General features: G+C 67.7%; 17 protein-coding genes, 1 tRNA gene and 2 pseudogenes. 6 read left to right on the top strand and 14 right to left on the bottom strand.

The features are described from left to right. Nucleotides 1–167: 167 nt before the first annotated feature. From MFF30_RS01205 to MFF30_RS01215, 3 genes are read left to right on the top strand one after another with little or no spacing between them, the layout of a single operon-like run. Nucleotides 168–1,652, top strand: a complete 1,485-nt coding sequence (locus tag MFF30_RS01205) for a methyl-accepting chemotaxis protein (RefSeq protein WP_238275516.1) — start codon at nucleotides 168–170, stop codon at nucleotides 1,650–1,652. Nucleotides 1,653–1,684: 32 nt separating this feature from the next. Next, nucleotides 1,685–3,928 carry a chemotaxis protein CheA gene (locus MFF30_RS01210; protein WP_238275518.1) on the top strand — a complete coding sequence of 748 codons (2,244 nt, stop codon included), beginning with the start codon at nucleotides 1,685–1,687 and terminating at the stop codon, nucleotides 3,926–3,928. Between the two features lie 16 nt (nucleotides 3,929–3,944). Continuing rightward, nucleotides 3,945–4,421: a chemotaxis protein CheW gene (locus MFF30_RS01215; RefSeq protein ID WP_238275520.1), complete on the top strand. Its 477-nt coding sequence runs from the start codon at nucleotides 3,945–3,947 to the stop codon at nucleotides 4,419–4,421. Nucleotides 4,422–4,675: 254 nt separating this feature from the next. Here MFF30_RS01215 and MFF30_RS26050 read toward each other — a convergent pair whose 3' ends face one another. The 6 genes from MFF30_RS26050 to MFF30_RS01250 form a co-directional block, all read right to left on the bottom strand. Further along, entirely contained in the window at nucleotides 4,676–6,577 is a 1,902-nt protein-coding gene (locus MFF30_RS26050) for an ATP-binding protein (protein WP_306424551.1), read from the bottom strand. Beyond that, the gene (locus MFF30_RS01230; protein ID WP_238275522.1) at nucleotides 6,574–7,581 is read right to left on the bottom strand and encodes an ATP-binding SpoIIE family protein phosphatase; all 1,008 of its coding nucleotides are present in this window, start codon (nucleotides 7,579–7,581) and stop codon (nucleotides 6,574–6,576) included. Before MFF30_RS01230 ends, MFF30_RS26050 begins: the two co-directional genes overlap by 4 nt. A gap of 2 nt (nucleotides 7,582–7,583) precedes the next feature. Beyond that, nucleotides 7,584–7,937, bottom strand: a complete 354-nt coding sequence (locus MFF30_RS01235) for an anti-sigma regulatory factor (RefSeq protein ID WP_238275524.1) — start codon at nucleotides 7,935–7,937, stop codon at nucleotides 7,584–7,586. 31 nt (nucleotides 7,938–7,968) lie between these two features. After that, nucleotides 7,969–8,373 (bottom strand): STAS domain-containing protein, encoded by a 405-nt coding sequence (locus MFF30_RS01240; protein WP_238275526.1) that lies wholly within the window; start codon nucleotides 8,371–8,373, stop codon nucleotides 7,969–7,971. Nucleotides 8,374–8,377: 4 nt separating this feature from the next. Continuing rightward, on the bottom strand, nucleotides 8,378–9,259 hold the full coding sequence (locus MFF30_RS01245) for an STAS domain-containing protein (protein WP_238275528.1): 882 nt from the start codon (nucleotides 9,257–9,259) through the stop codon (nucleotides 8,378–8,380). A gap of 458 nt (nucleotides 9,260–9,717) precedes the next feature. Then, the gene (locus MFF30_RS01250) at nucleotides 9,718–10,212 is read right to left on the bottom strand and encodes a DUF3280 domain-containing protein (RefSeq protein WP_238275530.1); all 495 of its coding nucleotides are present in this window, start codon (nucleotides 10,210–10,212) and stop codon (nucleotides 9,718–9,720) included. A 122-nt stretch (nucleotides 10,213–10,334) separates the two neighbouring features. Between MFF30_RS01250 and MFF30_RS01255 the strand changes: the two are divergent. Then, nucleotides 10,335–10,544: pseudogene (locus tag MFF30_RS01255) on the top strand (IS3 family transposase); the annotation flags it as partial. 125 nt (nucleotides 10,545–10,669) lie between these two features. Here MFF30_RS01255 and MFF30_RS01260 read toward each other — a convergent pair. The 3 genes from MFF30_RS01260 to MFF30_RS01270 all read right to left on the bottom strand — a co-directional run bounded on the left by MFF30_RS01260 (nucleotide 10,670) and on the right by MFF30_RS01270 (nucleotide 13,919). Continuing rightward, complete coding sequence (locus MFF30_RS01260; RefSeq protein WP_238275532.1) at nucleotides 10,670–12,196, bottom strand: Hint domain-containing protein; 1,527 nt, start codon at nucleotides 12,194–12,196, stop codon at nucleotides 10,670–10,672. A gap of 704 nt (nucleotides 12,197–12,900) precedes the next feature. After that, a tRNA-Gly gene (locus MFF30_RS01265) sits at nucleotides 12,901–12,975 on the bottom strand. A gap of 242 nt (nucleotides 12,976–13,217) precedes the next feature. Then, nucleotides 13,218–13,919 carry a L,D-transpeptidase gene (locus tag MFF30_RS01270; protein WP_238275534.1) on the bottom strand — a complete coding sequence of 234 codons (702 nt, stop codon included), beginning with the start codon at nucleotides 13,917–13,919 and terminating at the stop codon, nucleotides 13,218–13,220. 411 nt (nucleotides 13,920–14,330) lie between these two features. Between MFF30_RS01270 and MFF30_RS01275 the strand changes: the two genes are divergently transcribed. Then, entirely contained in the window at nucleotides 14,331–15,593 is a 1,263-nt protein-coding gene (locus MFF30_RS01275; RefSeq protein ID WP_238275536.1) for an MFS transporter, read from the top strand. Nucleotides 15,594–15,960: 367 nt separating this feature from the next. Beyond that, complete coding sequence (locus MFF30_RS01280) at nucleotides 15,961–16,599, top strand: PAS domain-containing protein (RefSeq protein WP_373320816.1); 639 nt, start codon at nucleotides 15,961–15,963, stop codon at nucleotides 16,597–16,599. A gap of 89 nt (nucleotides 16,600–16,688) precedes the next feature. On the opposite strand, the gene fdhF is transcribed toward MFF30_RS01280, so the two are convergent. The 5 genes and pseudogenes from fdhF to MFF30_RS01305 all read right to left on the bottom strand — a co-directional run. Then, a complete protein-coding gene (fdhF, locus tag MFF30_RS01285; protein WP_238275540.1) occupies nucleotides 16,689–19,655 on the bottom strand; it encodes a formate dehydrogenase subunit alpha in 2,967 nt (988 codons plus the stop codon). Between the two features lie 87 nt (nucleotides 19,656–19,742). Next, nucleotides 19,743–21,461, bottom strand: coding sequence for an NAD(P)H-dependent oxidoreductase subunit E (locus tag MFF30_RS01290; RefSeq protein ID WP_238275542.1), 1,719 nt, complete (start codon nucleotides 21,459–21,461; stop codon nucleotides 19,743–19,745). Between the two features lie 93 nt (nucleotides 21,462–21,554). Further along, on the bottom strand, nucleotides 21,555–21,878 hold the full coding sequence (locus MFF30_RS01295; RefSeq protein WP_238275543.1) for a hypothetical protein: 324 nt from the start codon (nucleotides 21,876–21,878) through the stop codon (nucleotides 21,555–21,557). A gap of 181 nt (nucleotides 21,879–22,059) precedes the next feature. Further along, nucleotides 22,060–23,436: a (R)-1-hydroxy-2-aminoethylphosphonate ammonia-lyase gene (pbfA, locus tag MFF30_RS01300; protein ID WP_238275545.1), complete on the bottom strand. Its 1,377-nt coding sequence runs from the start codon at nucleotides 23,434–23,436 to the stop codon at nucleotides 22,060–22,062. Beyond that, a pseudogene (locus tag MFF30_RS01305) lies at nucleotides 23,433–23,780 on the bottom strand (putative 2-aminoethylphosphonate ABC transporter permease subunit); the annotation flags it as partial. The pseudogene MFF30_RS01305 and the gene pbfA, both read right to left, overlap by 4 nt.

The following is a 23,780-nucleotide window of genomic DNA, read 5'->3' on the forward strand; positions in this document are numbered from 1 at the left end:
AGATTTTGCGTCATAAATTAGAGCCAAATTTCTTGTGACGGCGAAATGACAGAAAATTAGACGCAAATTCCCTGTAATACCCCTGAGTCTGGAGGATCCCGCTTCGCAAGCATTATGATGCGCCGCCTAGTCTGCCCATCGACGGCCGAGAGCCGGTCGCATGGGGGATGGCGATGTTCTGGAAGGGCTATGAACTCAAGGCAAAGCTCAACGCGCTCGACACGTCCCAGGCGCTGATCGAGTTCGACCTCGGCGGCAAGGTCGTTAACGCCAACAAGAACTTCCTCGATGCGTTGGGGTACGGCCTCGACGAGATCCGCGGCCAGAACCACGCCATGTTCGTGGACCCCTCCGAGCGGGACGGAGCCACCTACCGCCAGTTCTGGGAGGCCCTGCGCCGGGGCGAGTTCCAGGCCGCCGAGTACAAGCGGATCGGCAAGGGGGGGCGTGAGGTCTGGATTCAGGCGAGCTACAACCCGCTCTTCGGCCGCGACGGCAAACCCTATGGCGTGTTCAAGTGCGCCACCGACATCACCGCTCAGAAGCTGCGCAACGCCGATTTCGAGGGCAAGCTGAACGCCCTCGACCGCTCACAGGGCATCATCGAATTCAACCTCGACGGCACGGTCATCACCGCCAACGCCAACTTTCTGGCGGTCGTCGGCTACGGCCTCGACGAGGTGCGCGGCAAGCACCACGCACTGTTCGTGGACGCGGGCGAGCGAGACCGGCCGGCCTACCGCGCCTTCTGGGAGGCCCTGCGGCGCGGCGATTTTCAGCAGGCCGAGTTCAAGCGCATCGCCAAGGGCGGCCGTGAAGCCTGGATCCAGGCGACCTACAACCCGGTCCGGGACGCCTCCGGCCGCCTGGTGAAGGTCGTGAAGTTCGCCACCGACATCACCGCGTCCGTGGTCGAGCGGCAGCGCCGGGCAGAGCTGCAGCGCGGCATCGACAGTGACCTCGACGGCGTCGCAGCGTCCGTCTCACGCGCCTCGGAACAGGCGGTGAGCGCCGCGAGCGCGGCCGAGCAGGCCTCCGGCAACACCCAGAACGTCGCCGCAGGGGCCGAGGAGCTTGCGGCCTCGGTCGGCGAGATCAGCAAGCAGGTCAGCCGCGCCCTGCAGATCACCGGGCGCGCGGTCGAGCAGGCGAACGCCACCTCGACCGTGGTCGCCGGCCTCGCCACGGCGGCCCAGTCCATCGGCGAGGTGATCGAACTCATCGACGACATCGCTCGCCAGACCAACCTCCTGGCGCTGAACGCCACCATCGAGGCGGCGCGGGCCGGCGAAGCCGGCCGAGGCTTCGCGGTCGTCGCGGCCGAGGTGAAGAGCCTGGCGGCCCAGACGGCGAGGGCGACCGAGAGCATCGGGAGTCAGATCGCCGGCACCCAGTCGGCCGCCAAGGAGGCCGCCACCGCCATCGCGGGCATCGGCGAGACCATCGGGCAGGTGAACGACATCTCGGCCTCCATCTCGACCGCCGTGGAGCAGCAGGCCGCGGTGGCCCAGGAGATGTCGGCCAACATGCAGGCGATGACGAGCGCCGTCACCGAGATCAGCCAGAACGTGGGCTTGATCGCCGCCTCCGCCCGCGAGGTCGATGCCTCCACCCGTCAGGTCCGCGAGGCCTCGCGCAGCATGGCGGCCTGAGTCGGACCGCCACCGAGACCAGGAGAGAACCGATGGACGACCTTCTGCGCGAATTCCTGACCGAGACTGCCGAGCACCTCGACACCGTCGACGCCGAGCTCGTGCGGTTCGAGCGCGATCCCACCGAAGCGGCGGTGCTGCGCAACGTCTTCCGTCTGGTGCACACCATCAAGGGCACCTGCGGATTCCTCGGTCTGCCCCGCCTGGAGGCCCTGGCACACGCCGCCGAGACCCTGATGGACAGGTTCCGGGATGGGCTGCCGGCGACGTCGGAGGCGGTGACGCTGGTGCTCGCCACCCTCGACCGGCTCAAGCAGATCCTGAATGCGCTCGCGGTCGCGGGTACCGAGCCGCCCGGGGAGGACGCCGACCTGATCGACGCCCTCGAATCGATGGCGACGGGGCAGGTCACCATGACCGGGGCGGAAGCGGTCGCGGCGGGCTGGTCCGCGTCGGCCGAGCGTGTCCCTGTGTCCTCTTCGGTCGAACCGGCGGCGGCACTCGACGAACTGGCGGCAGCCTTCTGGGCGGCATCGGGCCCTGACGCCGTCACGCTTCCGTCGCCGGTACCGGGTCCCGTCGCCGCGACGCCGGAGACCGAGCCGGGGGCGACCAAGGCCCAGACCCTCCGGGTCAACGTCGATACCCTCGAACACCTCATGACGATGGTGTCCGAGTTGGTTCTGACCCGCAACCAGCTCCTCGAGATCGCCCGGACCTCGGAGGACGACGCCTACAAGGTACCGCTCCAGCGCCTGAGCCAGGTCACCGCCGAGCTGCAGGACGGCGTGATGCGGACGCGCATGCAGCCCATCGGAAACGCCTGGCAGAAACTGCCCCGCGTGGTCCGCGACCTGTCCTCGGAACTCGGCAAGCAGATCGAGCTCGTGATGAGCGGCGCAGAGACCGAGCTCGACCGCCAGGTCCTCGAGGTCATCAAGGACCCGCTCACCCACATGGTGCGCAACTCGGCCGACCACGGACTCGAGGGTACGCAAGCGCGCATCGCCGCCGGCAAGCCGGCGCGCGGCACCATCCGGCTCTCCGCCTACCACGAGGGCGGTACGATCACGATCGAGATCGCCGACGACGGCAAGGGCCTCGATCTCATGGCCATCCGTCGCAAGGCTGTCGAGCGGGGCCTCGCCTCACAAGACGCGGTCGAGCGCATGCCGGATGCCCAGGTGGCGAAGTTCATCTTCGATGCGGGCTTCTCCACGGCCGCCGCCGTCACGGCGGTCTCGGGACGTGGCGTCGGCATGGACGTGGTGAAATCCAACATCGAGACCATCGGTGGCGTCATCGACATCGCCACCGAGGCCGGGCGCGGCACCACCTTCACCATCAAGATCCCGCTCACCCTGGCCATCGTGGCCGCCCTGATCGTCAGGGCCGGAGCGGACCGCTTCGCCCTGCCCCAGGTGGCCGTGCTCGAACTGGTGCGGGTCGGGGCGCGGTCCGCACAGACCGTGGAGCGCATCAACGGGGCCCCTGTGCTGCGCCTGCGCGACCGGTTGCTGCCGGTGGTGCCGCTCGCCGGCGCGCTGGGGCTCGACGCGCCGGTGCCGGACGATGCCTTCGTGGTGGTGGCTGAGGTCGGGCGCCAGCGCTTCGGTATCCTCGTGGACGAGGTCTTCCACACGGAGGAGATCGTCGTGAAGCCGATGTCCGCCAAGCTCCGGAGCATCCCGCTCTTCGCCGGCAACACCATCCTGGGCGACGGCACCGTGGTGCTCATCGTCGACCCGAACGGCGTCGCCGCCACGGTATCGGCCGAGACCCGCCAGGCGGACGTGGACGCCACGCCGGACGGGTCCGCGGCGGACGGGACGGCCGCGCGCTACCTCGTCTTCCGCAGCGGGAACGACCTCAGGGCGGTACCGCTCTCGCTGGTCACGCGGCTGGAGACAGTTGCGGCGGAGCGGATCGAGTGGCTCGGCGAGAATCCGGTGCTCCAGTACCGGGGCCGCCTCATGCGGCTCGTCCCGGCGGAGGCCGGCATGGCGGTCCGCCGGGCGGGAAGTCAGGACCTCCTGGTGTTCTCGGCCGGCGAGCGCCCGACCGGCCTGCTGGTCGACGGCATCGTCGACATCGTCTCCGAGGAGTCCGAGGTCGAGGTCACGTCCCGCCGCCCCGGCATCCTGGGAACGCTGGTGCTGCGCGGGCGGGCCACGGACCTCGTCGATGTCGGGCACGTCCTGTCGCTGTCGGACGGCACGAGCCCGCTCCCCGCCACCTCCGGGCCGAGGCCCGACCCCATCGCCCTCGCGGCCTGAACGACGGAATCCGGCCATGACGCACCCAGACCAGCCCCCGGCGATGTCCGGCGCGACGCATGACTACGTGACCGTGACGGTGGGGGAGGCCCTGTTCGGCCTGCCCATCGCCCGGGTGCACGACGTCTTCAAGCCGGCCTCGGTCACGCCGGTCCCGCTCGCTCCGCCCGAAGTGGTGGGCCTGCTGAACCTGCGGGGCCGGGTGGTCACCGCGCTCTGCCTGCGCCGCCGGCTCGGCCTTGCGCCGTCGACCTCCGGGGAAAGCGGCATGGCGGTGGGCCTGGAACAGGGCGGCGAGACCTTCGGCCTCATCGTCGACGGCGTCGGCGAGGTGCTGCGCCTCACACGCGACAGCTTCGAGCCCGTTCCGCCCAACCTGGACGCACGCTGGCGCCGTCTCGCGCTCGGTGTGCATCGCCTCGACACGAAACTGCTCGTCGTCCTCCACGTCGATGCCCTGCTCGCCTTCGAGCCGGCCGCGCAGGCCGCCTGAGGGCCGTGCCATGAACGACGGGGCCGCCCCCACCTCAACCGATACTCAGCTGTCCCCTTCCGCTGAGGAGCGGCGGCTACGGGCCTTGTCGCGGGTCTCCGAGCGCTAACCGATCCCCGTCGCAGATCTCCACATCCTCGCCATTGTCCGCCCCGGGCTCGACCAGGCCGCGAAACGGGCGGCGGGTCCGCGACAGCTCCTGGGAGACGCGATCTCACGGAAACATCGTGCAGCCGGCATTCCGGCGGCCTCGGTTACGAGCCGTTGCCTTCGATCATGTCTCTGATGCGGGACATGAGTGTATCCACCGCGAAGGGCTTCGTGATCATCGCCATGCCGGGGTCGAGAAAACCCGAAGGCGTCGCCGCGCTTTCCGCATAGCCGGTGATGAACAGCACCTTGAGGTCGGGACGGGTTTCGCGCGCCTGATCCGCGAGTTGCCGTCCATTCAGGCCCGGCAAGCCCACGTCCGAGACCAGAAGGTCGATCTGCACCGATGACTGGATGACCCGTAGTCCGGAGGGTCCGTCGCCGGCCTGAAGGGTCTTGTAGCCGAGGTCATGGAGGACCTCGACGATGAGGTCCCGCACGGTCTGCTCGTCCTCGACCACCAGTACGGTCTCGCCCGCTCCACGCGGGAGCTCGCCGATCTCCGTCGCAGGCGCCACCTCGACATGGCTCGCGGCGTTACGAGGAAGGCGAATGGTGACCGTGGTCCCGCGACCCACGACACTCTCGATGTGCGCCTGCCCTTCGGACTGACGGGCAAAGCCGTAGATCATCGACAGGCCCAGGCCCGTCCCCTGGCCAAGCGGCTTCGTGGTGAAGAACGGGTCGAAGGCCCGCGCCACGACCTCGGGTGGCATGCCGGTTCCCGTGTCGGAGACGCTGATGCAGACATACTCCGATGTCAGCCCCAAGTTCCGCAGATCCGGGTCCTTCGCCTCGTGCCGCCCATTGGTGGTCGCGATGGTCAGGACGCCCCCGTTGGGCATGGCATCGCGCGCGTTGATGACGAGGTTCAGGATCGCGTTCTCAAGCTGATGCGGGTCGCACAGGGTCGGCCAGAGGGCAGGCTCCGAGAGGACCCGCAACTCGATGGCTTCGCTCGTGGTCCGACGGAGGAGATCGGACATGCCGCCGATCAGCGCGTTCACGTCCGTCGGCTTCGGGTCGAGGGGCTGGCGACGGGCGAAGGCGAGGAGCCGATGGGTCAGAGCCGCGGCGCGATTGGCCGAGGCCATGGCCGTCTCGATGTAGCGCTGCAGGTTCTCGGTACGGCCCTGCCGCATCCGGGTCTGCATCAGGTCGAGCGATCCAACGATGCCGGTGAGCAGATTGTTGAAGTCATGCGCGATGCCACCGGTGAGCTGCCCCACGGCTTCCATCTTCTGGGACTGGCGCAGGTCCTCCCCCATGCGCTCGCGCTCCTCGGCTTCGGCCTTGAGCCGTTCGTTCGCCTGCGCGAGTTCGATCGTGCGTTCCGAGACCTGACTTTCCAGGGTCGCGCCGGCCTCGCGCAACTGCCCAGCCTGGGTCTCCAGTTCGGCATAGAGCGCGACCACACCCCGGTTGGTCTCCGCCAACTCGGCGTTCAGGCGCCGGGCTTCCTCCTCGCGTTCGGACAGGTCCGCGAGGCTGGCGAGCAATTCGCGGTTCTGCTCCCGCATCGCGGCTTGTGGCCCTTCGCTCCAGCCCCGCATCGCCTCCGCCAACGCGGCGACCGCCGGTCCGGTCAGCGGAGAGCGCCCAGCGGGAATGACCTTCCCCAACGTCACCGTCGTACCGGCACCGGGTTTGGTGAGAACGTCAAAACGGTCCATGAGCCGGCGCGAGCCGGTGATGCCGATGCCGAGGCCTGTGGCCGAGCGATACCTGCCCTCCAGGATCGCGGAGAGTTCGGCGATGCCAGGTCCCTGATCGACGATGCGCACGACGAGCGCCTGACGCCCGGTGATGACATCGACCCCGAGCTCGACCCGACCACCGCCGGCATAGTCGTGGGCGTTGCGCGCGATCTCCGAAACCGCGGTGGCGATCCGGGTCTGGTCCGGCGCACCGAAGCCGACTTGGCCCGCCACGCGTCGGACACGCTGACGCACGGTGAAGATGTCATCCTCGTGCGCGATCATCATCGTCACGAGAGGCCACTTCACGATTCCGGGTCCTTGGCGACCACGACGGTGGCATCGTCGCGTCCTCGGGCGAAGTCGCGGTAGATCACGCCCGCGACGAGGCTCGGATGGGCGCCGGCCAGGCCGGGGTAGTTGTCGAGGGACCAACTCGTTCCGATGCCGTCTGAGCACATCACGAAGAGGCTCTGCGGCGTAAAGGGATACTCGAACTCCTGGATGCGGCGCGCGACGAGACCGGCGGTTCCGGACAGGGAAACCAGGCGCTTGGTCACGCCACCGGTGATCACGCCGCCCGCGACGTTGCCGATGCCGGTGAACACCAGCGTCTCGCGGTCAGGGTCGTAGCGCGCCACCGACACCGCTCCACCGCGGGTATGGCCGAGCCCAGCATGAACCGCCTCGAGGATGCGCCCGGGCGGCTCGTGATCGTGCGCGCGAAACACGCGCACGGCTGCGTCCGAAGCCTGCGCGGCCTGAGGTCCATGCCCGAGACCATCGGCCACCAGCACGGTCCACCCCCTGCCGTGTGGACGGATGCAGTAGGCGTCCCCATTCACGGCCTCACCGCGCAAGGGCACGCCCACGGCGCCGAAAAAGGGAAGTGGATTGGGAGCATTGGATGAGCCCTTGCTCACCGTGCCGGCGATGCGCGCAAGCACGGCCAGCCCACGCCTCGGCCACGCGGCGATATCGAAAGCCTGGGATTGGCGCCTGACGGCACCGAGGCCGGTACCGGGGCTGCCCCCGGTGGAAAAGCCATCGCGCAGCACTGCGGCGACGTCGGAAATCCCGGTGCCACGGTCGAGTGCCAGAATTTGAACGCCCGTGCCGGTTTCGTCCTCGAAGATCCCGATGAGGATCTCCCCGTTGGTCCCGTACTTGACGAGGTTGGTCGCAAGTTCGGTGACGACGATGGCAACGCGGCCGCCCGCCGTTTCATCGAACCCCAGCGACAGCGCGACGCCGCTTGCCCTGCGCCTCGCTTCGGCGACCTGGCTTGCCTCGGTGACGGCGACGCTGATCATGTTCACTTCCAGCGCGCGATGACGACGCGTGTTCCGATGCCGACGGTCGATTCGAGATGGAACTCGTTGGAGAGGCGTTTGGCACCGCTCAAGCCAAGGCCCAGGCCGCCCCCTGTCGTGTAGTGGTCGGTGAGGGCAAGTCCGATGTCGGGAATGCCGGGGCCCTCGTCCTCGAAGGTCAGGCGCACGCCATGGCGGCGCCCCTCCTGCAGAAGCTCGATCCGAACCTCGCCGCCGCCGCCGTAGTCCAACGTGTTGCGGGCGAGTTCGCTCGCCGCCGTGACGATCTTGGTCTGATCGACCAGGCCGAGCCCCGCCTCGACCGCAAAGGTGCGGACGGTCTGGCGAACGCGCACGACATCGTCCGCGGACTGGATCGATTTACGCTCAGTCCTCGTAACGGCCACGAGCGCTCCTCAGGCCATCGGCGTCCTCCTCGTCGAGCCGGGCCTGGATGATCGCCATGCCGCGCTCGACGTTCAGGGCCGTCTTGATGCCGGACAGCGTCAGGCCCAGCTCGACCAGCGTGATGGCGACGGCTGGGCGCATTCCGACGACAACGGTCTCCGCGTCGAGGACGCGCGAGACCGATGCAATGTTGTCGAGCATGCGCCCGATGAAGGAATCGACGATCTCCAGAGCCGATATTTCGATCAGCACACCCCGCGCGCCGGTACGCGAAATCATCGCCGTGAGGTCCTCCTCCAGAGCGACCGCGAGACGGTCGTGCATGTCGACCTGGATGGTCACGATCAGCGCGCCACCCAGCTTGAGGATCGGGATGCGGTCCATGATGCTAGCGGCGGCTTTCGTCTGGTGCGGATGGAGCCTTGCGAACGACGCTGCGGCCCGTCCTGCGTAGCGCCAGTGCGAAGGCATCGGCCAGGGTGGACTTGGAGATCACGTTGAGCTCGACGCCGAGATGGACCATGGTCTGGGCGATCTGGGGGCGGATGCCCGAGACGATGCAGTCGGCCCCCATCAGGCGGGCAGCCGCGATGGCCTTCAAGAGGTGCTGGGCCACGAGCGTGTCGACGGTCGGCACGCCCGTGATGTCGATGATGGCGATTTCCGCCTCCTCGTCGACGATGGCCTGCAGGAGGTTCTCCATCACCACGCCGGTTCGTGCGCTGTCGAGGGTGCCGATCAGGGGCAGGGCGAGGATGCCGTCCCAGAGCCGCACGACCGGCGTCGAGAGTTCGGCGATTTCTTCGCTCTGGCGCCCGATCACCTCCTCGCGGCTCTGCTGGAAGACCTCCATGGTGTGCAGACCGAGCTGGTCGAGCACCTTGCTCGCCGACCAGATACCCGCCGTAACCTGTGCGGCATCCGTCCCGGAAGCCCGGCTCAAGGCGTCGAAGATCGGCTCCTTGAGCGAGAACAGGAAGGAGATGGTATCGGTCGGGGTGAAGCCCTGGATGGCCCGGGACCGAGAGATATCCGCAAGGCTTTCACGCAAGGACGCATAGGCATCCGCGGTCGCGTCGGTGCCGCCCGAGGCAAGGGCCTGGCGGAGTTGCTCGAGCACCGACCTGGCCTGTGTTTGAAGCTCGGCTTCCCGGATGCGGCCGGTTTGCAGCGCGCCGCCAGCTTTCAGAAGCGCGACCCAGGCGTCGAGGATCGCGGCTTCCTCGCGGGTGACAGTCTTGATCAGGACCTCGGTGCCGTCCATCGCCATTCAGAAAATCCTTGGGCCGGATCCTATTTCGTTCTGCGCATCTAACTCACGCTGCCAGTTACGGATAGTCACGTTCGACGACGACCGAGCCTTCGCGTCACCTTATCGTTGGTCGCGAAGAATTTTGCGTGACCCGCTCGGGGGCGCCGTCCCGTTTTCCTGTCCGGTTGCGACATCCAGCCAATTGGGCGGCGGGCACCGCAACCATCGACACCGGAGGCGCCGGGTCGCGGCCGAGCTCCGCGGACGGGCGGCCGACCTGATCGCGCCCATCGCGAAGCTCGACGGGGTGGACATCCGTCAGGTGCCGGTACGACACCCTTTTCAGCCGCTGGGGCGCGATCGTGAGCCGGTTTCTGCTGCTGACGTTCCGATGCTCTCGCCCAGCGCCCGCTCGACCGAAGATCGACGCGTGATGGATACGCATATCGCAACCACGCGGCGTGCCGGCAAAGCCTTCAGGGAGCGGGAGGCATGCTATTCTTCACGAGATATTTGACGCCACGGTCAAAGGACACGTCGTTGTCGCCCCTGATATCGACGCTGTAGGCCTGCTCGGCCTTGTCGCTCCGGAGATCTTTCACATAGACGTTGATGTTCAGGATGAGGTTCGAAACCTTCTGGATCTCACCCGTGATCGCGACGTCGGCCCCGAGCTTCTTCGCGTATTCCTCCGCGCAGCCATTGCAGCGCCGTAGGTTCGACCCCTTGGCGACATCCTCCCGCACGGGATCGGTCGATACGATCTCGTACCGGGCGCTCTCTTTCAGCAACGAGCGGAGCTGATCGCTCAGCGGTTTCAGGCGCGCCTTGTCCGCGTCGGTCGGCTCCTGTGAGCCGAGGTCGGCAAGTTGGAAGTCGAAGACTGCGGCCTTCGGAGGTTCCGCGCGCGCTCCTGTCGCGACAATGAGCATGGCCCCGAGTGAGGAAACGATTAGGCGTAAGTAAGTCATCGGCGTCCCTTCTGGATATTCTCAAGGAGGTGAACGCGCGAGGGAAGCGGTTGGGGCCCATGCTTCCGGTATCGGGTCGACACCATACCACCGATCGATCCCGCAAGCCTCGCAATGGGCCGCCGCTCGGCCGGGTCGACCGACAGTTCAAGGCACCGTGCTCAAACGCCCTGTGGGTCAGCGACTTTACCAACGTCGCGACCTGATCTGGCTTCGTCGACATGGCTTTCGTGATCGATGTCGTCGCCTGCCACACCGTCGGCTGGTGGATCTCGCGGACCGCTGACGCCGCCGTCGCGCTCGCTGCCCTGGAGCTGCTCCTAAATCATGATGGAATGATCGGGCTTCGAATGACAGATTCGCATTCGAAGCTCTGACAGATCGGCATAGAAATGCCCGGCGCGCCATTGCAGCGGCCGGGCCTAATCATCCTAGATAGCGCTCCGACCGTCAGCACCTACGCCGCGGCGGCTTCAGGGCTGGCTTCGGTCGCCTCCTGGCTCGCCACCAGTGCGGGAGCCTGCCAAGCCTGTAGAGCCCCCTCGTCGGGCGCCAGTTCTACGATAAGGCTGAAGCCTCCTTCGGTCCCAGACCAGAGGACGGGAGGCACAACCGCCTCGCCCGTCGTCCAGCGCCAAGGCCGATCTGCCCCACCCTGCACAAACGAGAAGCCTTCACTCAGAGCCTCGCTCCCGATCGGCAGCGACCGCGTCACTCCTGCACTGTCCACAACCGACAGACTGCGCACGGGCACGCCAAGGCGGCGCCCATCGCCTGCGCCGACACGAACGCGCTCGGGCACGAAGCTGCGCGAGTGCAGGCGGATCTCCGTTGCATCGGCCGGGATCGCGAAGCGCGCGGCGGCCCCCTCTCGCTCCGGATAGACGACAGCACCATCGACGGCAGCGTGAAGGTCGTCCTCGCCGGTTAGGGTCCAGCCCAACTCCGAGGCGCGGGCGAGCAGGCGCAGGCGAACCGCGTCAACGATCGGCCCTTCCTGGACCAGTGGTCGGCAGAAGGCGTCCAACGTGAGCGGGGAGAAGTCGGGATGGAGCACCATGTGCTCGGCGCCGTTCTCGAAGCCAGCACGGACGCCGGTATCGAGGAAGCTCTCGGCGGGTAGGCCTTCGGCGAGGAGAATGTCGTGGCTGTCGAGTTCGACGTGCCAGTAGGTGACTTCGGCCGTCTCGATCTGCGCAATGGTGGCGTCGTTGAGCAGGTGCTTGATCGGGATCAGCACCTCGTCGAGCACACGGACACACACGGCATGATCCGGTGAGAGCCACAGATCCCGGTGCGGCAGCCCATCTCCAAAGGCTCCGGCCAGCACGCGCACGGGCCAGATGGCCTCAGGACGCGGATGATGGTTGCACGAAAGGGTACGGCGTCCGATCCAGCGGACCGGCCGGTGCACGCCTCCGGCAGTGATAGCGATATCGCCAACGTTGAGCTTCTCAACGGGGATTTCACCTTCGGCCGTGGCAATCTGCGTGCCTGATGCGAAGCAGGGATTGAAGTTGAACCGATCGGGGAATGAGCCTGATGAATTATCGTTGGTGAGGGTGAAAGTCTGTCCCGGCTGGGGATTGGTGACGGAACTCAGATATAAAATATTATTCGTTCCGACTTGCTGAAAGCTAATGCCTTCGGATGTCTGAAACCCTGTTTGGCGCGCCTGAATAGTTGTGCCATTTTGGAACAAGGACACTGGTCGGATGCGGCCGTCGGGCAAAAGGGTTCCACCAACCAAGAATCCATTTTGTATTGTAACAAGCCCCTTGTTCTCGCCGTTCTCCAATACGGATGAGACAATTAAGTCTGATCCTCCAATATTTATAAAACCCATGCTGTAACGAGGATCTGTCGATATTCTTATCGATTGCTGATTATTTTCTTGAGCTACTGATTCTGCTATATTTAGGCCATTCGTTCGGTAGTATGAATCAATTGTGCGCACACCAGGCGAAAAAAACTTGAAGGCCACGTTTCGACTCCGCACATACTCGGCGCGCAGACGGTTGTTCAAATTCCCATGTGATACAACCTACGCGCAGCAAATTTCTCCTCGTGTTGCGGAATCGCCTCTTAACACAGGGAATACGTCGACTAACACAAATTAGTCTTTCTGGAGTCGCACGCTAGCCGTGCTGGTAAGGGCTCGCCGACGGTTATCGCACGGTTATGATGCGGCGGTGAGGCGGAAAGCTTGTCCTACCGTGACGGCTGCGAGCCGGCCTTCGCGGAGCCCTGTGCAATGAGGTCATCCAGCACGGAGGCGAGAATGGCAAGTCCGATGCTGCCGGGCCAGTTGATCTCCTGGACTGCGACTGGCGCTTGTACGGCCCGGTCGTTCGAAGCGCCAATTGCCACCGATAATGCGCCCGTGCCGGCTGTGACGGCGATGCGGCGCAGCCGCGCAGCGAACGTCAGCTACAGGGCGGCGTCGGTCCACGCCTTCGCGTCAAGGAGGATCGCGAAGCGGGCTTTTGTGTCCGGCGACTGCTTGCCTGTGCACGCGAACCACACCTCGACGAACAGCTGGCGATCTGGTGCGCGAGCGTCTGCAACGCGTTCGCGCAGGCCTTCTAAGAGCGCTAGATCCCTCGCAGCACTCATCACTATCAGCCCGCTATGTGAGATGGCTGTGTGGGATGATTGGCCACGGTGGGGCTAAGTGTCTGAAAAGATTGGAGCGGGCGATCGGGATCGAACCGACGACATTCAGCTTGGGAAGCTGACGTTCTACCACTGAACTACGCCCGCAACAGGATGCTTCTTGAACGGCGGAAGCGCCTCGTGTCAACGGTTATCCACGCTGCCCTCCGTTTTGGGCTCACGCGGGTCAGGGTCGCCCCTGAGGGAGCGTCGCGGCATGCGCCGATCGCGCTCGACAGGGTCGGGCGGAGCTTCCCGTGGAGAAGGCTTCATCCACGCAGACGAAACCGCGCGGTCGGCATACGGGTGGGTCGACTTTGCGTGGCTCGCGACGGGCGCGCCACGACACCCTACGCAGGCAGCACGACTACCTTCGTTTTGACCGGTGTTCGCGCGTAGAGGTGGATCATGTCCTGGCTGAGCAGACCGACACAGCCGCTCGTGATGCCCGAGCCAATCGATTCGGGATCGCTGCTGGCGTAGATCGTATAGAGCGTGTAGGCGCCGTTCTGGTAGAGGTGGAGGGTGCGGGCGCCGAGCGGATTGTCGAGGCCCCCCGGCATGCCCTTGGCGTACTTGGCGGCCTCGGGCTGACGCCGGATCATCTCCTTGGGCGGTGTCCAGGTCGCCCATTCGGACTTGCGGCCGACATAGGCGTCGCCGCTCCAGAGGAAGCCGTCGCGCCCCACATTGGCGCCGTAGCGCGTGGCGGCGCCATCACCTTCGATCCGGTAGACGTAGTAGTTGCTCGGATCGACCACGATCGTGCCGGGCGCCTCCTTGGATTCGTACCGAACCGTGCGACGATAGTATTTCGGATTGACCTTGCTGATGTCCGCCGCCGGGATCGGAAACCTCTCGTCGGGCATCGGTCCGTAGATCTGTGCCGCCTCGGCGAGGAGCAGGCCGTCGGACGTCGCACAAGCCCCGAGCCCCAGGGTGCCGAGACCGACGGCCGAGCCGGCCAGAAACGAGCGGCGGCTGAGACGCCCCGACCGAGCCCCTGGCCGGGCGATCCCGTCTGCATCGGCGCGTCCACCGTCCATCGTCATGCTCCGGGGCTTTCCATGTCGTGCCAGCCAAGTCTTGCAGCCATGTCTTGCAACCGAGGAGAAACCGCCCCGGTCCACACCTGTCAAGCCTATGGCCAAGCCCGCCTATGGCCAAGCCTGAGATGGCCGGGCCTCGATGCGGGCGGCAAGCCCGGTCGCGCAACGGATGGCGGGCGGAGCGCATCCGAGCCGGTCGCATCCCGACCAGGGCGTCCGGCGGGCCACGCGCGTCTTCGGCGCCCGGTGCGACGGGCCGCCGTGTACCGGGCCGGATCCTGGCCGCAGCGCGCATCCTCTTTCCGCGCGATCGACGTTACGGTGACGTCCGTGGGCGCGCCGATACGCGTTGGCCCGATGAGCCCGCCGGCGCCGTTCCGGCGCGGCCGGCGCGGGTGATCGAGGATCGAGGCGATGCGCCAGTGGCCGGCGAGTCTGCAGAGCGCCACCTGGCGCGTCAGCCTCTTCACGCTCCTCTACCTCTACCAGGGCGTCGTCGCCGGCTTTGCCCTCACGGCGCTCGTCAACCACTTCGCCGCCGCGGGCGCGTCCACGGCGGACGTCGGCCAACACCTCGCGGTGGTCGGCCTGCCCTGGGTGCTGCAGCCGCTGCTCTGGGGGCCGTTGATCGACCGCGCGCGCCCGTTCCGCATGGGTCCGCGCCGCTTCTGGCTCGTCCTCGCCCTCGCCTGCGCGCAGGCGAGCCTCGCGGGCCTGCTCCTCCTCGGCGCGCCCCCCGGCCTGACGGCCGTGAGCGTCGTCCTCTGCCTGCACAGCCTCGCCGCTTCCCTCGCCGACACCGCCACAGACCGGATGATCGCGGACAGCGTGCCCGCCGGCGAACTGGGGCGCACCAGCGCCGGAACACGGGCGGGTTTCGTCATCGGCAGCGCGGCCGGGACCGCGCTCTTCGCGTGGATCCTCGAGACGGCAGGTTTCGCCGCAGCGGCCGGGGCGCTCCTCGGCCTGACCACGGTGCTCGCCCTCCCCGCCCTGCTCGTGCGCGAGGCACCGGACGACCGGGTGGTCTCGCTCGGCCTGCGCGCGCCGCCGTACCGCGCCGAGCCGAGGGAGGCGGCCCCGGCGAAGTCCTTCATGCGCGGGCTCCTCGCCGCGTTTCGGACCCGCGACGCCGCGATCCTGCTGGCGATGTGCTTTGCCATCGATTTCGGCCTCGCCCTGTTCCAGGTCCCCTTCGCGGTCGCGCTGGTGCAGGTCCATGGCTGGGACGCGGGCGCGCTCTCCCGACTGCAAGCACTCCTCGCACTCCTGGGCGGGACGGTTGGCGCGCTGGGCATCGGCGCCTATGTCGATCGCGTCGGCCCGGAGCGGGCGCTGCGCGCCCTCCTGGCCGCCGGCGCGCTGGCCTTCGGTGCCGCGGCCTCGCTGATCGCGGCCGGCCTGGAGGCTGCGACGGGGCCCGTCATCCTGGGGCTGGCCAGCGTCGTACCGGCCCTGCTCTACGTCGCCCTGCTCCCCACCGTCCTGCTGGCGAGCCGCGCGGGGCGTGCATCCGCGACGCAGTTCCAGATCTACATGGCGGTGATGAACCTCGGCGACGTCGTCGGCGCGTGGCTGGCCGGGGCGCTGGCGGCGTCGTCCCTCGTCGCCCTCGGGGTCGCGGGCCTGTTCCTGATCTGCGCCCGCGCCCGCCCCGGCGACAGGCGCCCTGCCTGACTTCGGGAGCTCGCCGACGGCAATGGCGTCTACGGACCGAAAGCCGACCGCCTGATCATGAGGGGCCGGAGCAGGGCTGAACGCGGACAGTCTTCCGTAGCGGTTATGCGAAATCCCCTCGGAAAACCCACAAGAGACCCAGCATTCGCGAGCATGCCCGCCGGCGAAACATGACATACCGCTCGCTCCGTGCGTCTTCGCGCTGCTTCCGCCCGAAATCGCACATCACACGGCAGCGTGGCAGGGATTCGAATTGTCGGCTACTCGACCAAAATCAGGCGTGCGTCTCAATTTCTCGATTCACATATGTTGCCATCACATTTTAGAACTACGATGATCGTCGAAATGATCGGCCGATTGTCGGCCGATGGGGAGACACCAGAGGTTGCCCGTCCGTCATCGAAAGTTGCCCGTGGGAACAGGAATATCGAACGACCTCGCGGACCTGAACCGCCTTCGCGCTGCCCTCGATGCCTCGTGCGTGGTCGGAACATGGGCGTGGGATCATGTGCGTGGCGTCGTCACGTACGACGAAGGCGCTGCGCGCGTTCTGACCGGCAACCCAGAGCTTGCGGACCGCGAGATCAAGGGGCCGGTCGCCCTCGCCCTCGTCCATCCGACCGACATGACCTGGCTCATGGAGCACATGCGCCGGGCCGTGCAAGTCGGCGGCCTGGTGCTTGCCGAATACCGTGTGTTCAGGCGCGACGGGACGGTGCGCTGGCTTCTCAGTCGCGGGCGGACGTACCACGACCAGGCCGGTCAACCCGAGCGCTCCCACGGCATCCTGATCGACATCACGGATATGCGCGACGGCGGCGAGCGCTACGTCCTCGGAACGACGCCGACCCATGCGGATCCGCTGCTGCAGGCCGCGGACATGGCTCTCTCCCTGAAGCAGTTGCTGGGCTCCAAGCCCGCGCCGGAGGTGATCGAGGCCGCCAACCTGCTCCTGTTCAGGCTCGGCTGCGCCATTGCGCGGGCGACGGATCAGCAATTGCAATAGGGCACGCCGATCGGTCCGGTCGGGCGAACGGAGGCAGGGAGCGGATGCCCGTCACCCATCCGGCGGATGGGTGACGGTGTGCGCGGCCGCTACTCGGCGGCGATCTGCCGGGGCCGGACCGCTTCGACGCGGGCCGCGCAGAACTTGAACTCCGGGATCTTGCCCATCGGATCGAGGGCCGGGTTGGTCAGGAGGTTGGCGGCGGCCTCGGCGTAGCAGAACGGCATGAAGATCATGCCCACCGGCACGTCGCGGTCGGACCGGACCTTGAGTTCCACCGCGCCGCGGCGAGTCTCCAGGCGCATGGTGTCGCCGGGCTCCAGGCCGAGGCGATAGAGCTCCCGCGGTGCCATGAAGGCCACCGCCTCCGGCTCCAGGGCGTCGAGGACGCCCGAGCGCCGGGTCATCGAGCCGGTGTGCCAGTGCTCCAGCACACGGCCCGTGGAGAGCACCATGGGGAACTCGGTGTCGGGCACCTCGTCCGGTGGCACGATGTTGGCCGGGACGATCTTGGCCCGCCCGCTCGCCGTCGGGAAGCCGGCATAGAAGATGATCTCGTTGCCGGGCTGGTCGGGACCGTCGACCGGGTAGGTCACGGCGCCCTCGCGCTCCAGGCGCTCCCAGGTGATGTTCTTCAGGGAGGGCATCACCTGCGCCATCTCGGCGAAGATTTCGGCCGGGCCGGTATAGGTCCAGTCGAGGCCGAGGCGGCGGGCGAGTTCCTGCAGGATCCACCAATCCTGGCGGGCATCGCCGGGCGGCGGGACCACGGGCTTGGCGATCTGCACGCGCCGGTCGGTATTGGTGAAGCTGCCCGCCTTCTCGGCGAAGGCGGAGGCCGGCAGCACCACGTCGGCGTGAAAGGCGGTCTCCGTGAGGAACAGGTCCTGCACCACGAGGTGGTCGAGCATGGCGAGCGCGTGCCGGGCGTGGTTGAGGTCGGGATCCGACATCGCCGGGTTCTCGCCCTCGACGAACATGCCCTTGATCTCGCCCGCATGGATGGCGCGCATGATCTCGACCACGGTCAGGCCGTTCTTCGGATCGAGGGACTGGCCCCAGAACGTCTCGAACAGGTCGCGGACGGTCTCGTTCTCAACCGACTGGTAGTCGGGGTAGACCATCGGGATCAGGCCGGCATCGGAGGCGCCCTGGACGTTGTTCTGGCCGCGCAGGGGGTGCAGGCCGGTGCCGGGGCGGCCGATCTGGCCGGTGGTCAGCGCCAGCGCGATCAGGCAGCGCGAGTTGTCAGTGCCGTGCACGTGCTGGCTGACGCCCATGCCCCAGAAGATGAGCGAGGCGCGCGAACGCGCGTAGAGGCGTGCGACCTCGCGCAGGGTCTCGGCGTCGATGCCGCAGACCGGGGCCATCTTCTCCGGCGTGAAGGCGACGATGCTCTCCCTCAAAGCCTCGAAGTTCTCGGTGTACCCGGCGATGTACTGCTCGTCGTAGAGCTTCTCCGTCACGATGACGTTGAGCATCGCGTTGAGCATCGCGACGTCCGAGCCCGGCTTGAAGGCGAGGTGCTTGTAGGCGTGCCGCGACAGGACCTGACGGCGCGGATCCATGATGATCAGCTTGGCGCCGCGCTCCTTGACCGCGTTCTTGATGAAGGTCGCGGCCACCGGGTGGTTCACCGTCGGGTTGGCGCCGATGATGACGATGACCTCGGCGTCGAGGGCCGCCGCGAAGGGGGCCGAGACGGCGCCCGAGTTCAGGCCCTCCATCAGGGCCGCCACGGACGAGGCGTGGCAGAGCCGGGTGCAGTGGTCGACGTTGTTCGAGCCGAAGCCGAGGCGCACCAGCTTCTGGAAGAGGTAGGCCTCCTCGTTCGAGCCCTTGGCCGAGCCGAAGCCCGCCAGAGCCTTGGGGCCAACGGTGTCGCGGATGTGCTTGAGGCCGCCGGCGGCGCGCTCCAGCGCCTCCTCCCAGGTGGCTTCACGGAAGTGGGTCCAGGGATTGGCCGGATCGACCTGGTCGTTGGCGTCCTTGGCGACATTGTCGAGGCGGATCAGCGGCTTGGTCAGCCGATGGGGGTGGTGGACGTAGTCGAAGCCGAAGCGGCCCTTCACGCAGAGGCGGTTCTGGTTGGCCGGCCCGTCGCGCCCCTCGGCGTAGACGATCTTATTGTCTTTGACCTTGTAGGAGACCTGGCAGCCGACGCCGCAATACGGGCAGAGGGAATCCACCTCGCGGTCGGGATAGACGGTCCGGGTCTGTTGATCGTCGAGATAGGCCGCCGGCATCAGCGCGCCGGTCGGGCAGGCCTGGACGCACTCGCCGCAGGCCACACAGGTCGACTGGCCCATCGGGTCGTCGAAGTCGAACACGGGCTTGGCGTCAGCCGAGCGGTAGGCCATGCCGATGACGTCGTTGACCTGGACCTCGCGGCAGGCGCGGACGCAGAGGTTGCACTGGATGCAGGCGTCGAGGTTCACCCGCATGGCCGGGTGGCTCCAGTCGCCCTCCCAGCGCTGGGCGGCCGGGAAACGGCTCTCGCTGATCGCGACATGGTCGGCCTGCGCCCAGAAATGCGAGTTCGGGTCATGCGAGATCTCACGGGCCGGCTGGTCGGCCACGAGGAGCTCCATCACCATGGCGCGGGCCTTGGTGGCCCGCTCGGAGGCGGACTTCACCTTCATGCCGACGCCCGGCACCCGCTTGCACGAGGCGGCAAGCACGCGCTCGCCCTCGATCTCGACCATGCAGGCGCGGCAATTGCCGTCCGGCCGGTAGCCCGGGGCGGGCTTGTGGCAGAGGTGGGGAATGTGCGTGCCGAGGCGCTGGGCGACCGCCCAGATCGTCTCACCGGGCGCGGCCTCGACCTGCTGCCCGTCGAACTCGAAGATCACGCCGGGGATGCCGGCGGGCATCTCCTTGAGGCCGAAGGTGCCGCTCGGGGCCGGCCCCGCCTGACCGCCCGACTGGGTGCCTTCGGAGTAGGTGCTCCCGGCGCCCGGGTTGGCGCCGGCCGCCTTGCCGCCCGCATCCTGCGGGCCGGTGGGGGTGGTGGCGTGGGCTCCGTTGAGACCAGAGTTCTGTGTGCCGCTGCTCATGGTTCCGCTCCAGACATGGCGCAGGAAAATCGGGGATCGGGCAGCCGCCGCGAGGAGCGGCCGCACCGTCGGATCGGAGACGGATCGCTACTCGGCCGCGATCCGTTGCGGCGAGGGGAACAGGTCCGGGAAGTACTTGATCACGGTGGTCAGCGGGTTCGACGCCGCTTGGCCCAGGCCGCAGATCGAGGCGTCGCGCATGCATTGCGAGAGTTCGCCGAGGAGCTCGGTGTCCCAGACGTCATTCTCCATCATCACGCGTGCCTTCTGCGTGCCGGAGCGGCAGGGCGTGCACTGCCCGCAGGACTCGTCCTCGAAGAATCGCATCAGGTTCAGCGCCGCGCCGCGCACGTCGTCACGGTCCGACAGGACGATGACGGCGGCCGAGCCGATGAAGCAGCCGTACTTCTCGAGGGTACCGAAATCGAGGGGGATGTCGTCCATGCTGGCCGGCAGAATGCCGCCGGAAGCACCGCCCGGCAGATAGGCCGCGAAGCTGTGCCCGTCGCTGATGCCGCCGCAATACTCCTCGATCAGTTCACGGATGGTGAGGCCGGCCGGCGCCAGCTTCACCCCCGGCTCCTTCACGCGGCCCGAGACCGAGTAGGAGCGCAGGCCGACCCGGCCGTTGCGGCCGTGGCCCTTCCACCACTCGGCACCCTTCTCGAACAGGTCCCTGACCCAGTAGAGGGTCTCGACGTTGTTGATGAGCGTCGGGCGGTTGAACAGGCCGACCTGGAACGGGAAGGGCGGCTTGTGGCGCGGCAGGCCGCGCTTGCCCTCCAGCGACTCGATCAGCGAGGATTCCTCGCCGCAGATATAGGCGCCCGCACCCCGGCGCAGGTGGATGCGCGGTCCGCCGACGGGGAGCCTGGCGATCTCGCGGGCCAGGATCTCGCGGGAGATCGGGTACTCGTCGCGCAGGTAGATGTAGACGTCGGCCGCCTCCACCACGTGGGCGCCGATGAGCATGCCCTCGAGGAAGCGGTGCGGGTCGGCGTTGAGGTAGAGCTGGTCCTTGAAGGTGCCGGGCTCGCCCTCGTCGCCGTTCACCGCCATGAGGCGGGGACCGGGCTCGCCGCGCACCGAGCGCCACTTGCGGCCCGTGGGGAAGCCGGCGCCGCCGAGGCCGCGCAGGCCACCATCGTCCAGCACCTGAAGAACCGCGTCGATGCTGACCTCACCGGAGCGCAGACGGTCGAGGACGGCGTAGCCGCCGCCCGCCCGGTAGGCGTCGTAGTCGGGATAGGCCGGCAGATGGGCGTGGGTATCCCCCGCCGCGACCGCCGCCTGCACGCTGGCGACGTCGGCCTTGTGCAGGAAGTTGTGGCCGACCTCCACCGCCGGGGCATGGTCGCACAGGCCCACGCAGGGCGCGCGCACGACGCGGACCCCGCTGCCGAGGGTCTCGCGCAGGGCCTCCAGCAGGGGCTCGGCGCCGAACATCGCGCAGGTGAGGCTGTCGCAGACGCGCACGGTGAGCGCCGGCAGGTCGGCCTCGCCATCCTTCAGCACATCGAAATGCGCGTAGAACGTCGCCGTCTCGAACACCTCGGCGAAGGCCAGCCCCATCTCGTCGGCGAGTGCCGCGAGGTGGGGGGCGCTGATCTGGCCGTAGGTGTCCTGCACGAGGTGCAGGTGCTCGATCAGGAGGTCGCGCTGCCGCGAGCGGTCGCCCAGCAGGCGCTCGATCTCGACCTTGGCCACGGGCTCGACCTGACGTCCCTTTGGCACGGGCCGCGCCCGATCGCGCCCCTTGCCGGGGTGCTCGAAGCGGCGGACCACACCGTTGTCATGCTCGCTCATACCGTGATCCTGACTTCTGGCATACAAAATACCATCAAAGGCCCTACACTTATATACCGCGCCCGGCCGAACGCATGCAAAAAATTGCGGCGCCTACTGGCCGCCAAAAGCGCGCAGGGGGCGCCCGGCCTCCGAGCGCTGGCGGAAGCTGAGCGTTCCGTCCGGGGCAACCGCATCGAGGCGGGGTCCCACGACGGCCCCGAGGTCGAGTTCGAAGGCGTCCAGGGCCTCGTTGATGCGCCCGACGCCCGCTTCGTCGAGCGGTTCGTCGCTGGACAGGTCCGAGCCGACGCTGCGCAGGGCGGTGCGCAGGGTCTCCGACAACTCGGGCGTCAGGGGAGGCGTAGCGTCCGCGGCGTAGCCGCGGGCAATGCCCTCGATCAGATCCTGCGGAGAATGGGTTTGAAGTTCGGTCATCGGCGCGCCTCCCGGCATTCTTGTTCGCCGGATCAACGCACGGCGCGTGATTTCAGGCGCATGCCCGAGCGAAGACTTGGAAACCGGGCTCGGCGGGGTGGACGACCACCCGGGGGGAATTCGGAACCACGGCGGGCACGCACGTCCCCAGAAATGCCGCCCCGGAGCAGCGGGGCCCCGCTCATGCCCGGAGCGCCCGCTCCGCCTCCCCGATGGCTGCCTCGACGATGTCGAGGGCGTCCGTCATCTGCCCCGGCGTGACGGTGAGCGGCGGGGTCAGGGTCAGGACATTGCCCATGGTGGTCTTGAACGACAGGCCGGCATCGAGCGCCCGGTACAGCACCGCCTCGGCGAGGTCGGCATCGGGTTCGCGGGTGGCGCGGTCGCGCACCAGTTCGATGCCGAGGAGGCAGCCCCGGCCGCGCACGTCGCCGATGGCCGGGCAGCGCGCCATCATGGCGCCGAGGCGCTCCAGGGCGAGCGCCCCCACCCGCGCGGCGTTGGCGACAAGGTCTTCGTCCTCGATGATCCGGATCGTCTCCAGGGCGGCCCGCGTCGTCACAGGGTTCTTCTCGTGGGTGTAGTGCCCGAAGGCCCAGGCGCCGCCAACGTCGAGGGAGGGATCGGCGATCACCGCCGCGATCGGCAGGATGCCGCCGCCGAGGCCCTTGCCGATCACCAGGATGTCGGGCGCGACACCGTCGTGCTCGCAGGAGAACATCCGCCCGGTCTTGCCGAGGCCGGTGGGGATCTCGTCGAAGATCAGCAGCACCCCGTGCCGGTCGCAGATGCGCCGGACCTCCGCCCAGAACCCCGGCGGCGGGATGTAGGGCACCGCCCGCGTCGGCTCGGCGACCAGGGCCGCCACGTCGGGGTCGCGGGTCAGCACGTAGTCGATCATGCGGGCGCAGGCCCGGCCGCTCGCCTCGGCGCCGTCGGTGCCGTAGGGGCAGCGGTAGCCGCCGAAGGGGGCGACGTGGAGCGCGCCGGCCACCAGCGGACCGGCGGGGCCGGAGCGGAACAGCATCTCCCCCGACATCGCGGCCGAGCCGGTGCCGGCGCCGTGGAAGGCATCCCAGAACGACAGGGTCTTGTGTCGGCCGGTGGCGGCACGGGCGACCTTCACCGCCACCTCCACCGCATCCGACCCGCCGGTGGTGAACAGCACCTTCGCGAGGGTGCCGGGCGTGATCGCCGCGAGTTTCTCGGCCAGGGCCAAGGCGGGCTCGCAGGCGTAGCGGCGGGGGGCGAAGGGCAGCGCGTCCATCTGCTCGGCGATGGCACGCTTGAGGCGCGGATGGCCGTAGCCGATGTGGTGGACGTTGTTGCCGTGAAAATCCATGTAGCGGCGCCCGGCGGCGTCCTCGATCCAGACCCCCTCCGCCCGCGTGATCGCGTTGAGGCAGGGCGTCGAGACCGACTGGTGCAGGAAGGCCTCCGAATCCCGCGCGAGCAGCCCGCGCGTCGTCCCGTCGAGGCTCCGCGCCTGCCAGGCGGCACGGCGATCGGTGCGGTTGGTGTCGCCCTCGGATTCGGCGATCTGCGCGTCCCGGCTCATGCGATCGCCTCGCGGCGGCGCCAGCCCTGGGCCCGGGCGATGAAGACGCGGTTGAGCAGCGTCAGGGCGAGGCGGGCGCCGAGCGCCGTCGCCATGATCACGCTCGCCATCGCGGCGGCCGCCGCCGTGGTGCCGGCCTCGTCCATGTGGACGATGGCGATGGCCGCGAGCTTGGTGCTCGGCCCGTAGAGGAAGATCACCGCCGAGACCGTCGTCATCGCGTTGACGAACAGGTAGACGAACAGTTCCAGCACGGTCGGCAGGCAGATCGGCAGGCTGACCCGGCGGAACGTCTGCCAGAACGGCACCTTCAGCGAGGCCGTGTCGGCCTCGCTGAAGGTGCC

Source organism: Methylobacterium goesingense, from assembly GCF_022179225.1.
Lineage (GTDB): Bacteria > Pseudomonadota > Alphaproteobacteria > Rhizobiales > Beijerinckiaceae > Methylobacterium > Methylobacterium goesingense.